Raw genomic sequence first — 12,876 nt, 5'->3', positions numbered from 1 at the left:
CAGGATCCGGTTTTTTATTGCCACAAACGGGGCCGGCTCGCAGAGCCGGATCTCGCCAAGGGAGAAGGGGCCAGCTAGAATACCGCGCGCCACCGTCCGGCATCGCCGACGGGGCTTCTCTTTTTTATTATCTGGAACAGACCAATGTCTTTGAACGACGAAATGCACAGCGTCGAGGAACTGCTCGACACCGCCCTCGAACTCTTCATGGAGCTGGCCTCCGACAACCTGCCGGAGCAGGAGATAGCCCTGTTCAACCAGTCGTTCAACGATCGGGGTCTGCTGGCAGAGACAGATCCGGCCGATGACTGGGAAGCGGACGTGGGTTTTGCCGTGAGCGATGCCGAGTACGCCGAGATCTGGGTCGGGCTTGGCAATGCCGAGCAAGAGTATGAGCACCTGTTTGCCCGCATGCTGCTCTCCCGCCGTGTTGACGAGAAGTTTTGCCACATCGAATGGCTGCCCCAATAATTCCGGATCCCGATGATCCGCGCCACTACGTCTGGGAGACCGAGACCGACCCCGTGCGACCAGCCCTGAGGCGGCGCCTGCTGAGCTGGCTCGGCAAACTGCTGCTGGCAGCGCTGGTCAGCTCCATCGTCTCGGTGGCGCTGCTGCGCTTCATCGATCCCCCCATGTGGACCTGGCGCATCGAGCGGGCCTTGTTTCCGCCCGCCAAGGTGGCCGAGGTCAAGCACGACTGGGTGCCGCTCGAGCGCATTTCGCGGGAGCTGCAGCTGGCGGTAATCGCCGCCGAGGATCAGCGCTTTCCCGATCATAACGGCTTCGACATGAATGCCATCAGCTCGGCGCTCAAGCACAACCAGCGCAGCGAGCGGGTGCGGGGTGCCAGCACCCTCAGCCAGCAGACGGCCAAGAACCTCTTCATGTGGAGCGATCGCAGCTTCTTGCGCAAAGGGATCGAGGCCTGGTTCACCCTGCTGATGGAGCTGGGCTGGGACAAGTCCCGCATCCTCGAGGTCTATCTCAATATCGTGGAGTTCGGTCCAGGCATCTATGGCGCCGAAGCCGCCGCCAGGCATTATTTTGGCAAACCGGCCGCCCGCCTGACCCGCTATGAAGCTTCCCTGCTGGCTGCCGCCCTGCCCAATCCCTGGCGCTATCGGGTCAAACCACCCTCCCCTTATGTGCAGCAGCGCTCGGCCTGGATCCGCCGCCAGATGGGCCAGCTGGGCCAGGTCACCCTCAACAGGGTGCATCAGGCCGACTAAGGCATTCAGGCTCGGTGGAGATATCTCGGCCGGCAGGCCCAGAAGATCAATCAGAGCCCGGCGGGGAAGCCTCGGCCGGCGGGCCAAGATGACCGCCTACCGTGCCCTGGTGCAGCGGCAGATAGTGCCACCACCAGGTCTCCCGCCGCCGCTTGATCTGCTGTCGCCGCACCCGTCGCTTCATGGCCCCACTCCTGTGAACAGGGCCCGGGCTCAGCCAGCCCGGGTTAACCACCTCTTCAACCATACCTCCTGCCCGCTTCGTTGAACAGGCAGCAAATGGCCATCCGCACTGGTCTGGCCGCCACCGTCAATACTTGCTACAGTAGCGAACCTCGATGTATCTGGAGTGATTTCATGGAACAACGTACCCCGGATCAGCTGGTCGAATGGGCCTATGATCAGTTTCTTGAGCAGGCCGCAGACATGCTGGCCCCCGAACAAATCGTCGACATCACCCTGGAGTTTGAACAGCGTGGCGCCGTCGAGGCAACCCTGCCCAACGGAGACTGGTCAACCGAACTCGGTGTGCCGGTCGACATGGAGCGCTGGGTCGAAGTATGGGTCGGCTTGCTGGACCATCAGGATGAGTTTGAGGTGACCTATGCCACTTTCCTGCTGCCCCGTTATCTGAACGAACACGATGTCCATGTGCGCTGGCACCGCCAGCAACAGGCATAAAAAAGGCGCCATTGGCGCCTTTCTTGTTTTTGTTCTCTGCTAAGCCTGCGCCGTTATGGCCTTGGCCAGACAGCGACGACACCAGCAGACGCTCGCCTCGTTCATGGGCAAGACGGGCAGCTGGCTGCACCAGCACTGAGCTATGGTCTGACCGGCGGAGACGGCGCAAAACGCCGGCTCGCCACAGCCAGGGCACGCATGGGTGCTTTTTGACCCATCCAGCTCGGCCATTACCGCCAGCTGGGCGTCGCTCTCCATAGTAGACCAGTGCCCGATCTCGGTCAGGGTACGGCCACAGCCGAGGCAGAGCCCGTCTCGGGCCTGACACTGGCCGATACAGGGACTCGGCACTTATTCGCCGTCCGGCGCGCTATCGACAGCAACGAGCGTGATGCAGTTGTCTTCGATGACAATCTTGCCCTGCTTGTAGAGGCCGCCGATGGCCTTCTTGAAGGTACCCTTGCTCATGTTGAACAGCTTGTAGATGAGCTCGGGTTCGCTCTTGTCGCCCACCGCCAGACTGCCACCCTGCTTCATCAGCCGGGTCAGGATCCGGCCACCGGCATCGTCCATCCGATCCATGCCCGGCTTTTGCAGGGTCAAGTCCAGCTTGCCGTCGTCACGTACCTGCTTGACCCAGGCGGTCAGCGGTCGACCCGTCATCACCCGGCCAAATACCTCGTTCTTGAACAGCATGCCGGAATATTCACCGTTGACGATCGCCTTGATGCCAAGCGGCGTGTGTTCGCCCGGCAGCGCTGTTACCTCGTCACCGGCCTTGAAAGGGGGATTATCGGTGCGCAGGAAACGCTCCAGCCGGCTGGTGCCCACCATCCGCCCCTCGTTGTCGAGCATCAGATGCACCAGATAGACGTGGCCCACCTGCATGGGTTTGTTCTGCTCGCGGGTCGGCACGAACAGATCCTTTTTCATGCCCCAGTCGAGGAAGGCACCGATCTTGTTGGCATTGACCACCTTGAGGCCGACTATGTCACCCACCATGGCAAACGGCTTGTCGGTGGTGATCACCGGCTCGCAGTCGGCATCCAGATAGAGAAAGACTTCCACACCGTCATCCTCGGCCACGCCTTCCGGCAGCTGGCGCTTGGGCAGCAGCAGCTCGCCATATTCGTCGGCCGCAAGCCAGGCGCCCCTGTCTTCAAGCTCGATTACGGTGAGGGTGTTCATCTTGCCAATCTGTAACATGGTGATCTCTTCTTTCATTATCCGGATGGTCAATTTTTCATTGCCCGTATGGGCGCGCATGTTACCTCAAGAGCGGTAACCGGGCCTAGTCCCTTGCCCTTCTCTCACACGATTTTCGGGGCGGCCAGCGCGGTTTGTGGCGATATAATCGTCAGTCAGCCAGGGCTTTGCTGCAAATAACCCCACTTTTGGGTAGACTGCGCCGCTGTTCAAATCCAGAGGAACTGTCGATGAATCCATCCACTCGTACCCGTCATCTCAATCAATGGATCCAGACCCACAGTGGGCAGGACATGACCTACCCGGCGCTGCACGGTTTTCTGTGTGCCCGTCTGGTGGGGCCGGATGCCCCTGACTGGCAGACCCCGCTGGCCGGTCTGTTGCCACATGACGCCGAGCTGGATGAGAAGAGCGCCGAGGCGCTGCACCATCTGATCGCCGAACTGGAAGCCCAGGCGGACGAGGCCCAGCTCGCCTTGCCAAGCCAGTGCCGTCTCTCCACCGAGACCCCGGAGCAGGTGTTCGCGCAGAGTCACCCCCTCGGCCAGTGGTGTTACGGTTTCAGCCAGGGGTTTGCCAGCTGGCCCAAGCCGAAGGATCTGAACGATCCCACCACCCAGTACCGTTTCAGTCTGGCCGCCGAACTCAGCCTGTTTCGCGACAAGCCCATGGCCCAGATGCTGCACGCGGCCGCCGGCAGCGAGCTGCCCTTCATGGAATTTTGCAAACGCCAGCGTCAGAACATGAAGACAGCGCTCAACCAGCTGCTGCAGCTGGATGAGTATCAGGGAGTGCCCGGCGTTCAGGCAGCCCTCGATAGCGAGCAGGCCGAGCAGTGGCAGCAGTGGTTCGAGCTGGCCGATGCCTGCCGCGATCCCCCGGCTCGTCTTGGCTGGTTTGACAAGGTGATTGACGATGCCGAGCCGCTGTTCGATGCCGCTTTCTGGCAGCAGATGGCCGGCCACGGCTGGAGTGCCCACGAGGCCCGCCCCCTGCTCGCCGCCAGGGCCGGCAGGGCCGATTGCCTGTTGCGTCTCGGCCAGCTGGAGCAGGCTCGCCAGGAATATCTGGCGCTGCTCGACCTGTGCATCGCCGATGAGTTGGGTTGCCGTTATCCCCTCTCCAGCCTCTATGCCCTGCAAGGGGATTGGGCCGCCCTGCGCGCCTTGCTGGTCCGCTTCGACGAGGCCTCCAGCTGGCTGCTCTACAACAGGGCGCTGATGGCGTTTGTCTGTGACGGCCCCGAGGCGGCGCAGCCACGGCTGGATGCGGCCATCAAGGCCAATGCCCATGTGCCGGCCTGTCTGCTGGGTCAGCGCAAGCTGCCCAAGCAGGAGCCACAGAGCTGGCAGGCGGGCAGTCGCGATGAGGCGGCGCTCTACACATTGCAGAGCCGCGAAGCCTGGCTCAAGCACAACGCTTTGATCTGGTTGCGTAAAGGCTGAGCAACACGAGGCAAAAATCAGCTTCGAACAGACCCGGTTGCGGCGGATGACGTGCGCAACCGCACATTTCTCTGGTGCTTGTTCAGACAAATGTCCTTGTGTTACGTATCATCAAGGTCAAAGTATCAAGAGAAACTGCACCCGATGCAGCCGTCACAGCAGGATGTCATATGTCAAAGATCATAGAGCTGCTTGCGCACTACCCCCCCTATCAGCTGGTTCACGCCGCCGAGATGGTGCGCGACACCTTTGAGCAGTTTTACCAGCAGCGCTATCAGCTGACGGTGCCCCAGTGGCGCTTGATGATGGTGCTCGGCCCCAACTACCCCATCAGCCAGAAAGAGCTGGTAGAGGCAAGCGGGATGGACAAGGTGCGGATCTCCCGCGAAATCCACCGTCTGGTGGAGAAGGGGATCCTGTTTACCGAAAGTAGCGAACAGGACAAGCGGGTGAGCCTTGTGTCACTCACCCATGCCGGGCTCACCCTGTTCCAGCAACTCAAGACCGAAGCGGGTAGCTGGCAACACACCCTTACCGACTATCTGCCTACCGAGGCGCGCCAGACCATTCGCCTGCACCTGCAAAGCGTCAGCGACGCTATCGAACAGCTGCATCTACTGGATAACGAGCACAAGTCATGAACCTGAACAATTTCGCCACCATGGACGTCAACATGCTGCTGAGCCTGGTCAACATGCAGTTGCGTGATCGTTACGATGATCTGGATGATCTCTGCAAGGCGCAGGATCTCGACCAGGAGGCCCTGGTCGCCAGACTCGCCAGCGGCGATTTCCACTACCTGCCGGATCAGAAACAGTTCAGATAGGGATCCGGATCACAACCCGGCCAACGGCACTGGCCCCGGCGGTAAAAGCTGATATGGTGATGATGACACCGTGGAATGACACTCAGCGACATGTATGGATACATCAAGCTGTCATACACGGTGGTTAGCCTTTCATTAGCGACCGCCAGCCAAGGACGACCCATGATGATCCTGACCCGACAGACCAGCCTGATCACCCTCTGTGCCCTTCTCATGATCAGTTTGTTTTCCCCCAGCCTGCCCGACAGTGCCGAACAGTGGCTCAGCACCTTGTTGCTGGGCTCTCTGGTTGTCGTGTGCCTGATGGTGGGCAGCGGCTGTCGTCACTTCATTCAGGATTGACCCACCCCGACTGACCGCTGCCGCCCTGCCTGCACAGAAACAACAACGCAGCCCTTGAGCTGCGTTGTTTTGTTTGGTACGGCATGGCACTGCGCCATGCCCTCTCCCTCATGGTCAGTCTCTTGATCAGAGTGCCAGGGTTTCCAGCTGGCCTTTGGCCTGCTCAATGCCTTTGGCTTGCGCATCCGGACCCATGCCCATGCCTTCGGCGTAGATGAAGTCCACGTCCTTGATGCCGATGAAACCCAGCACGGTACGCATGTAGGGGGTCACCAGATCGGTGGCGCTGCCGACGTGCATGCCGCCACGGGGGCTGATCACCAGGGCGCGGGTGTTTTCCACCAGACCGACCGGACCGGTTTCGGTGTAACGGAAAGTCACGCCGGCACGGGCAATCAGGTCAATCCAGTTTTTCAGCTGGGTCGGAATACTGAAGTTGTACATGGGGGCGGCAATCACCACCAGATCGCTCGCCTTGAGTTCGGCAATCAGCTCATCGGATTGGGCCATGACGGCCAGCTGACGTTCGTTCAGGTTGTCACCACCGCGCAGACCCGAGGCCAGTTCACCGTCCAGCACCGGCAGGTTCAGGGTCGCCAGATCACGCACCGTGACTGTATCGGACGGGTGGTTAGCCAGGAAGCCGTCTATCAGGGCGTTGGATTGGGAATATTGGCCCAGGATGCTGGACTTGAGTACGAGGATATTGGCCATGGTGAAACTCCATTTGGTTGTCGGTTGAACAGCTTGGCTGTCGATGGAGGTCACTCTAAACATTGAGCTTCTCTGCGGATAGCGAAAATAGATGCTCAACTTGTTCAAAAATTTTGACCTTAGTTCATTCTATCGCCAACGGTCCCATGGCCAACCGTCCAATGCTTGGCAGAACAAACGATTGCCGTTATGATCCGCCGCACTTTTTTCCAGCGACCCGGATCCCATGGCACCCTCGCGCAGGCACTCTCCTTTTGCCGGTGCAGTCTGGATGATGGTGGCAGGCCTCTGCTTTGCCGCCGTCAACAGTCTGAGCCAATATGTGAGCTTCAAGCTCGGCCTTCCCTCGACCCAGGTTGCCTTTCATCAATACCTGATCGCCCTGGTGTGTCTGCTGCCCTGGCTGGTGCGCCATGGCCTGCGTCAATCCCTGATGACCAACCAATTGCGCCTGCACCTGCTGCGGGTCGCCCTGGCCGTGGTCGGCATCCAGTTCTGGCTATGGGCGCTGGCGGTGCCCGTTCCCATCTGGCAGGGGATAGCACTCTTGATGACCTCCCCTTTGTTCGCAACCCTGGGTTCTGCCCTGCTGCTCAAGGAGCAGGTGAGCCGGGCACGCATTCTGGCAACCCTGGCGGGCTTTGTCGGCGCCATGGTGATCCTGGCCCCCTGGACCGATGATTTCAGCTGGGCCTCCCTGCTGCCGGTGGCGGCCGCCCTGTTCTGGGCCGGTTACTCCCTGCTGGTACGCTATCAGGCGGCGAGCGAATCGTCCCACACCATAGTGGTCTACCTGCTCATCTTCAGCACCCCCTTCAACGCCATGCTGGCCCTGCCGGAATGGCAGTGGCCGAGCGAAACCCAGTGGCTGCTGGTGGCGGTGTCAGGGGTGCTGTCTGCGCTGGCCCAGATGTCCATCGCCCGCGCCTACAGCGTGGCCGAGGCCTCCTTCGTCCAGCCCTTTGATTTTGCCAAGCTGCCCATGAACGTGCTGGCAGGCTGGCTGGTGTTTGGCTGGGCACCGCCCGGCCGATTGTGGCTCGGCGCTGCCATCATCATTGGCGCCATCACGCTGCTTACCCATCTGGAGCAGCGCGCCCATCAATCTGTTTCCTGAGGTACGCCATGCGTGCCTCTTTTTTTGCCTGCTATTGCTGCCAATAGCGACAGAGACATTGTGACCATCGACATCAGGAGAGATCGTATGTTTGGAACCGCCACCCGCCCCAGCGCCACCCGCGCCCTGCTGCTTGGCTCGGGCGAACTCGGCAAGGAAGTCGCCATCGAGTTGCAACGGTTCGGGATCGAGGTGATCGCCGCCGACCGTTACCCCAATGCCCCCGCCATGCAAGTGGCGCACAAAGCCCATGTGCTGGACATGCTCGACGGCAATGCCCTGCGCGCCTTGGTAGCCCAGGTCAAACCCGATCTCATCATTCCTGAAATCGAGGCCATCGCCACCGATACCCTGGCACAGCTTGAGCAAGAGGGGGTCAAAGTGGTGCCGAACGCCCGCGCCACCCAGCTCACCATGAATCGGGAAGGGATCCGCCGGCTCGCCGCCGAAGAGTTGGGTCTGCCCACCTCCCCCTACCGTTTTGCCCAGAGCAAGGAGGAGTTCATCGCCGCCGTCGAAGCCATCGGCCTGCCCTGCGTGATAAAACCCGTGATGAGCTCGTCGGGCAAGGGTCAGAGCGTGCTGCGGGACCTCGCCAAACTGGACGAGAGCTGGACCTACGCCCAGGAGGGTGGCCGTGCCGGTCACGGCAAGGTGATTGTTGAAGGATTCGTCCCCTTCGAGTACGAGATCACCCTGCTCACGGTGCGGGCCGTCGATGGCATTCATTTTTGCGACCCCATAGGCCACCGCCAGGAAGATGGCGACTACCGCGAATCCTGGCAGCCGCAAGCGATGAGCAAGCTGGCGCTGGCCCGCTCCAAGGAGGTCGCCGCCAGGGTGGTCGAGGCGCTGGGCGGTTATGGCCTGTTCGGGGTCGAGCTCTTCATCAAGGGCGACGAGGTGTGGTTCAGCGAAGTCTCTCCCCGCCCCCACGATACCGGCATGGTGACCCTGATCTCCCAGGATCTCTCCGAGTTTGCCCTGCACGTACGCGCCATCCTGGGGCTGCCGGTCGGCACCATCACCCAGTACGGGCCGAGCGCGTCGGCCGTAGTGCTGCGCGAGGGACACAGTCAGGACATCCGTTATCAGGGGATTGGCGAGGCGTTGGCCCTGGTGCCAGGTGCCCAGTTGCGGCTGTTTGGCAAGCCGGAGATCGCCGGTCGCCGCCGTCTCGGCGTGGCGCTGGCCTGCGCAGAGGATTGCCCGGATGCGGTGGAAAAGGCCAAGGCGGTCGCCGCCAAGGTAGAAGTGATTTTCTGACCCTCATTTTTTGTCACAGCAAAACAAACGTTTGCTGATGTGATCGGGCGCAGGGGGCATGGCAATGCCCCTTTTGCATTTGCCCGTCAGGCTTATAATCCCCCCTTCAAATTTGTCAGGAGTACAAGATGTTAGCTGCCGTGATCTTCGATATGGATGGTGTTCTGATCGACTCGGAACCCTTTTGGCAACGGGCCCAGATGGCCGTTTTCTCCGAGCTGGGTCATCCCCACAGCGAGGAGGATTGCAACTCCACCATAGGCGTGCGCATCGATCAGCTGGTGGCACATTGGTATCGCCTGCGCCCCTGGGTTGGCCCCAGTCAGGAAGAGGTGGTGCAGCGTATTCTGGATCGGGTCAACGCCCTCATCCTGAGCGAAGGCGAGGCCAAGGCCGGTGTACTGGACACGCTGACCCTGATGGAAGCACAGGGGCTTAAAGTGGGTCTGGCGACTTCCTCCCCCTTCGCCATGGTGGAGGCGGTACTCGGCAAGCTTGGCATCCGCGATCGCTTCCTGGCGGTGCACTCCGCCGAGGTGGAGCGCTTCGGCAAACCGCACCCGGATGTCTATATCCACGCCGCCGAGAAGCTCGGCGTAGACCCCGTGCATTGTCTGGCCATCGAGGACAGTTTTACCGGCTTGCTGGCAGCCAAGGCGGCCTCCATGAAGGCGCTCATAGTGCCGGATCCCGCCCTGGTGGGCGATCCGCGTCTGGCCATCGCCGATCACCAGCTGCGTTCGCTCGCCGAACTGGATGCCGACATGCTGGCCAGCTGGGTGGCGTGAACGCGTGCGGGAGCCAGGGGCGCATAGGGCCAGAAAACCTGAAACAGCGGCGTCCTTGATCTCTGTCATAAACGTGCGCTTGCTCGCGGTTAACCCCCTCCCAGCCGACTAGAATCAGGGGAAATAGGCGGCCACTCGGCCCCAGGAGGTCACCATGATCGAGTACACCAGCAAGCGTATCGTCTGCCCCCACTGTGGTCATCACACCCGGGTCGAGCTGGATGCCAGCCAGGGGGATCAGGAGTTCTACGAGGATTGCATGGCCTGTTGCAATCCCATCCACCTGCGGCTGCATCGGGATGAAGCCCGCGACTGTCTGCAGCTGTTTGTGGATGCAGACGACGAGCAGATGTTCTGATTGCGAGTCACAAAAAGCTTTGATTGCGAGCGAAAGCGACCAAGAGATCACAAAGGGCCTGCATGATGCAGGCCCTTTTCTATGGCAAATCGCCAGAGACGAGTTAAGCCAGTCAGATCACCCCGGCTGGCGCGCCGCCAGCACCCGCTCCACGGTATCGACGATGGCCTGGGTCTGGGGATCTATCTCGATATTGGTGTGCCAGCCCGCTTTGACCCAGCCCAGGTTGGTACGGGCTAGGGTCTCCGGGATCAGGTTGACGCAAAATGTGTTCTCACGTACCTCCCCCACGGTCAGGCTGATGCCGTCGATGCCGATGTAACCCTTGGTCAGCACATATTTCATCAACTTGGGGGCCAGCCGATACCACACCTGACGGTTGTTGGGGGTGTCGATGACGGAGATCACCTCAGCCGTGCCCATGATATGGCCGGACATGGCATGACCGCCGATCTCGTCGCCAAAGCGGGCCGCCCGCTCCACGTTGATCTTGTCCCCCGTTTGCAGCTGGCCGAGGTTGGTCAGACGCAGTGTCTCCTGCATCAGATCGAAGCTGACCCGATCCCCTTCCACCCGGGTGACCGTCAGGCAGCAGCCGTTGTGGGCCACGGAGGCGCCGAGCGCCAGCCCTTGACCCCAGGCTTGGCTTGGCATGCGGATCACGTGGGTGCGAAAGTTGGGCAGCTCTTCGATGGCCACCAGTTCGGCGGTCCCCTGCACTATGCCGGTGAACATGTCTCGTCTCCTGCTACGAAAAAAAGCAGGTTAACCCCGCGTCGCGGCACTGACAAGCGCACCAGCTGACAAGTCAGCCCTCGATCGCTATAGTGACGGCGTTCACATTCGGGTTAACGAGGAAAAAGAAATGCAGGTATATCAATGTTGTGAGGCCATTCGCATCGCCTATAACCAGATCGGCTCAGGTGATCAGGGCTATGTGCCGCAGGCCATCGCAGCGACCATCAGGGCGCTCAACGCCGTGGCCTCTGATGAGCGGGTGCCGGCCGATCTACGCGAACAGGCCGCCTATGCCGCCGCCAATCTGCTGATCAGCGATCACGAAGACGCCTGATCCAGCGACAAAGCCACGCCTCAACCGTTTCGCGATGGTTGATTTTCAGGCTAAAATAACACCCCCGCATGTTGTCTCCCCGCAGTGGGGAGACAAAAGCCCATCCCGTTATCCGTTCTTTCTCTTTTATCTGATCCACTCGGAGGTGTCAGTGCAACGTTATTTGTCCGAGGCGAGGCAACTCGTTCGTTTAGCCAGCCCCATTCTGGTGGCCCAAGTGGCCCAGATCGCCATGAACTTTGTCGATACCGTGATGGCGGGACAGGTCAGTGCCGTGGATCTGGCCGCCGTGTCGGTCGCCTCCAGCTTCTGGTTGCCGATCATCTTGCTGGTGCAGGGCATCATAATGGCCCTCACCCCGATCGTTTCCCAGCTCAACGGCGCCCGCAAACGGGACGAGATCCGCCCGGCCGTGCACCAGGGTTTCTGGCTGGCCCTGATGGTGACGCCCATCGCCATGGTAGCGCTCTATTTCAGTCCGCTGGCGCTGCAGTTCATGGATGTGGATCCGGTCATGGCCGCCAAGACCGCCGGCTACCTGCATGCCATTTTGTGGGGCCTGCCCGCCTTCGTGATGTTCCAGGTGTTGCGCAACTTCAGTGAGGGACTCTCCCACACCATGCCCACCATGGTGATAGGTTTCGTGGGATTGGCGGTCAATATCCCGGCCAACACCATCTTCATCCACGGTCTGTTCGGCATGCCCAAGCTGGGTGGCGTCGGCTGTGGCGTCGCCACCGCCATCGTGCTGTGGGCCATGCTGCTGGCGATGATCATCTACGTAAAGCTCTCCCCCCACTTCAAGAAGATCAACTTGTTTGTCCAACTTGTACGCCCTAACGGCAGCCGGATCTGGCGCCTGTTTCGCCTCGGCTTCCCCATCGCCATGGCCATTTTCTGCGAGGTGACTCTGTTTACCGTGGTGGCCCTGATGCTGGCTCCGTTTGGTGCAGAAACAGTGGCGAGCCATCAGATAGCCCTGAACTTCTCCAGCCTGGTGTTCATGCTGCCGCTGTCGATTGGCGTCGGCGTCACCATCCGGGTCGGTCACAGCATAGGGGAAGGCTTGCCGGATCACGCACGGGTCTCGGCCCGTACCGGTATCATGCTTGGCATGGCTGTCGCCGTCTGCACCGCCGCTCTGACAGTGCTGCTGCGCGAACAGATAGCGACCATCTACACCGACGACCTGCAGGTGATCACACTGGCGGCCACTCTGCTGTTCTTTGCCGCCATCTATCAGGTTTCCGATTCGGTGCAGGTGGTGGCTGCCGCCGCGCTGCGCGGTTACAAGGACACCAAGGCGATCTTCTACGTCACCATAGTCGCTTACTGGGGCCTGGGGTTGCCCACCGGCATGATCCTGGGGCTGACCGACTGGGTCGTCCCGCGCATGGGGCCGCAGGGCTTCTGGGTCGGCTTCATCGTCGGCCTGACCGGTGCCGCTTTGATGCTGGGAGCAAGACTGCGCCATACCTATGGCCGCTTCGCCAGCCCGGCCGCGTGCAGCGCGCTTTCCAGGGCGCAATAAGGGGCGACTCGCCTGCAAAATCAACAGGCTGCGCAAGAACTGGGCAAACAGTCTCCTTTGTGTGTGCGGCCTGTTGACAGCCTTGGGGGGCATGGGTAGTATGCCGACCACGTCAGCAGTGCTGGCGTGATGAAACGGGTTTGTTGCCCTGTTCATGAAGTGGGTTTATAGCTCAGTTGGTTAGAGCACTACCTTGACATGGTAGGGGTCGTTGGTTCGAATCCAATTAAACCCACCACTTTTCCGTGATGCGTCCTTAGCTCAGCTGGTTAGAGCACCACCTTGACATGGTGGGGGT

At 60.6% G+C, this 12,876-nt stretch carries 17 protein-coding genes and 1 tRNA gene; 14 read left to right on the top strand and 4 right to left on the bottom strand.

Annotated features, from left to right (window positions below; translation table 11 throughout):
* The first annotated feature begins 144 nt into the window (after positions 1-144).
* From BN1128_RS19425 to BN1128_RS19415, 3 genes are all read left to right on the top strand, one after another.
* On the top strand, positions 145-471 hold the full coding sequence (locus tag BN1128_RS19425) for an HI1450 family dsDNA-mimic protein (protein ID WP_042871781.1): 327 nt from the start codon (positions 145-147) through the stop codon (positions 469-471).
* Between the two features lie 53 nt (positions 472-524).
* Complete coding sequence (gene mtgA / locus BN1128_RS19420; protein WP_156140541.1) at positions 525-1,232, top strand: monofunctional biosynthetic peptidoglycan transglycosylase; 708 nt, start codon at positions 525-527, stop codon at positions 1,230-1,232.
* 357 nt (positions 1,233-1,589) lie between these two features.
* Positions 1,590-1,913 (top strand): HI1450 family dsDNA-mimic protein, encoded by a 324-nt coding sequence (locus tag BN1128_RS19415; RefSeq protein ID WP_042871776.1) that lies wholly within the window; start codon positions 1,590-1,592, stop codon positions 1,911-1,913.
* A 39-nt stretch (positions 1,914-1,952) separates the two neighbouring features.
* Here BN1128_RS19415 and BN1128_RS19410 read toward each other — a convergent pair whose 3' ends face one another.
* Both BN1128_RS19410 and BN1128_RS19405 read right to left on the bottom strand, forming a co-directional pair.
* A complete protein-coding gene (locus BN1128_RS19410) occupies positions 1,953-2,264 on the bottom strand; it encodes a DUF1289 domain-containing protein (protein WP_042871774.1) in 312 nt (103 codons plus the stop codon).
* Positions 2,265-3,137 (bottom strand): CvfB family protein, encoded by an 873-nt coding sequence (locus tag BN1128_RS19405; RefSeq protein ID WP_042871772.1) that lies wholly within the window; start codon positions 3,135-3,137, stop codon positions 2,265-2,267.
* A 212-nt stretch (positions 3,138-3,349) separates the two neighbouring features.
* Between BN1128_RS19405 and BN1128_RS19400 the strand changes: the two genes are divergently transcribed.
* The 4 genes from BN1128_RS19400 (at position 3,350) to BN1128_RS19385 (ending at position 5,732) form a co-directional block, all read left to right on the top strand.
* Complete coding sequence (locus BN1128_RS19400; protein WP_042871769.1) at positions 3,350-4,564, top strand: UPF0149 family protein; 1,215 nt, start codon at positions 3,350-3,352, stop codon at positions 4,562-4,564.
* Between the two features lie 170 nt (positions 4,565-4,734).
* Entirely contained in the window at positions 4,735-5,205 is a 471-nt protein-coding gene (locus BN1128_RS19395) for a MarR family winged helix-turn-helix transcriptional regulator (protein ID WP_042871766.1), read from the top strand.
* A complete protein-coding gene (locus tag BN1128_RS19390) occupies positions 5,202-5,390 on the top strand; it encodes a DUF4250 domain-containing protein (protein ID WP_042871763.1) in 189 nt (62 codons plus the stop codon). Before BN1128_RS19395 ends, BN1128_RS19390 begins: the two co-directional genes overlap by 4 nt.
* 162 nt (positions 5,391-5,552) lie before the next feature.
* Positions 5,553-5,732: a hypothetical protein gene (locus tag BN1128_RS19385; protein ID WP_042871761.1), complete on the top strand. Its 180-nt coding sequence runs from the start codon at positions 5,553-5,555 to the stop codon at positions 5,730-5,732.
* 126 nt (positions 5,733-5,858) lie between these two features.
* Here BN1128_RS19385 and BN1128_RS19380 read toward each other — a convergent pair whose 3' ends face one another.
* Entirely contained in the window at positions 5,859-6,446 is a 588-nt protein-coding gene (locus BN1128_RS19380) for an FMN-dependent NADH-azoreductase (RefSeq protein ID WP_042871759.1), read from the bottom strand.
* A 226-nt stretch (positions 6,447-6,672) separates the two neighbouring features.
* Here BN1128_RS19380 and BN1128_RS19375 point away from each other — a divergent pair, with 226 nt between their 5' ends.
* From BN1128_RS19375 to BN1128_RS19360, 4 genes are all read left to right on the top strand, one after another.
* Entirely contained in the window at positions 6,673-7,563 is an 891-nt protein-coding gene (locus BN1128_RS19375) for a DMT family transporter (protein ID WP_042871757.1), read from the top strand.
* Positions 7,564-7,650: 87 nt separating this feature from the next.
* On the top strand, positions 7,651-8,829 hold the full coding sequence (gene purT / locus BN1128_RS19370; RefSeq protein WP_042871755.1) for a formate-dependent phosphoribosylglycinamide formyltransferase: 1,179 nt from the start codon (positions 7,651-7,653) through the stop codon (positions 8,827-8,829).
* A 128-nt stretch (positions 8,830-8,957) separates the two neighbouring features.
* Positions 8,958-9,617: a hexitol phosphatase HxpB gene (gene hxpB, locus BN1128_RS19365; RefSeq protein ID WP_042871753.1), complete on the top strand. Its 660-nt coding sequence runs from the start codon at positions 8,958-8,960 to the stop codon at positions 9,615-9,617.
* Between the two features lie 154 nt (positions 9,618-9,771).
* The gene (locus BN1128_RS19360) at positions 9,772-9,975 is read left to right on the top strand and encodes a CPXCG motif-containing cysteine-rich protein (protein ID WP_005301298.1); all 204 of its coding nucleotides are present in this window, start codon (positions 9,772-9,774) and stop codon (positions 9,973-9,975) included.
* Positions 9,976-10,092: 117 nt separating this feature from the next.
* Here BN1128_RS19360 and BN1128_RS19355 read toward each other — a convergent pair whose 3' ends face one another.
* A complete protein-coding gene (locus BN1128_RS19355) occupies positions 10,093-10,710 on the bottom strand; it encodes a riboflavin synthase (RefSeq protein ID WP_042871751.1) in 618 nt (205 codons plus the stop codon).
* Between the two features lie 130 nt (positions 10,711-10,840).
* Here BN1128_RS19355 and BN1128_RS19350 point away from each other — a divergent pair, with 130 nt between their 5' ends.
* The 3 genes from BN1128_RS19350 (at position 10,841) to BN1128_RS19340 (ending at position 12,816) form a co-directional block, all read left to right on the top strand.
* Positions 10,841-11,047, top strand: a complete 207-nt coding sequence (locus BN1128_RS19350) for a YaeP family protein (RefSeq protein WP_042037351.1) — start codon at positions 10,841-10,843, stop codon at positions 11,045-11,047.
* 151 nt (positions 11,048-11,198) lie between these two features.
* Positions 11,199-12,578: an MATE family efflux transporter gene (locus BN1128_RS19345; protein WP_042871749.1), complete on the top strand. Its 1,380-nt coding sequence runs from the start codon at positions 11,199-11,201 to the stop codon at positions 12,576-12,578.
* Between the two features lie 161 nt (positions 12,579-12,739).
* A tRNA-Val gene (locus tag BN1128_RS19340) sits at positions 12,740-12,816 on the top strand.
* Positions 12,817-12,876: the final 60 nt, after the last annotated feature.

This window comes from Aeromonas piscicola (assembly GCF_000820005.1).
Classification (GTDB): Bacteria; Pseudomonadota; Gammaproteobacteria; order Enterobacterales; family Aeromonadaceae; genus Aeromonas; species Aeromonas piscicola.
This window is presented reverse-complemented; position numbering and strand designations above follow the sequence as displayed.